This window comes from Psychrobacter sp. CAL346-MNA-CIBAN-0220 (assembly GCF_040309805.1).
GTDB lineage: Bacteria > Pseudomonadota > Gammaproteobacteria > Pseudomonadales > Moraxellaceae > Psychrobacter.
Window position 1 is genome coordinate 1 of sequence record NZ_JBEOPF010000356.1, and the last position, 266, is coordinate 266.

At 43.6% G+C, this 266-nt stretch carries 1 pseudogene; it reads right to left on the reverse strand.

What is annotated here, in order from left to right:
• A pseudogene (locus tag AAEY88_RS13965) lies at positions 1 to 266 on the reverse strand (phospholipase); the annotation flags it as partial.

Genomic DNA, 266 nt, shown 5'->3' on the forward strand with positions numbered 1-266 from the left:
GGCTCTGACTGTCCATGTACCGCGTTCACTGTTTTTATCAAGATCATATGCTAAGCTTAGCGGCGTATATTTTTCAATATCTGCCTGAGTCACGCCGACACTTTCCAATACCTCTGCTTCTCTTTGCGTCAGTCCAACCGTATCCAAACTTTCAGTCTCAGCGGGCGGGTTTGTTTCAATATCTTGAGGATAATTGCTTGAAACCTTTTTAGCAATGACATTGCCATTGGCAGTAATGGTACTGGTTTCTTCAGCCAGTATGACTT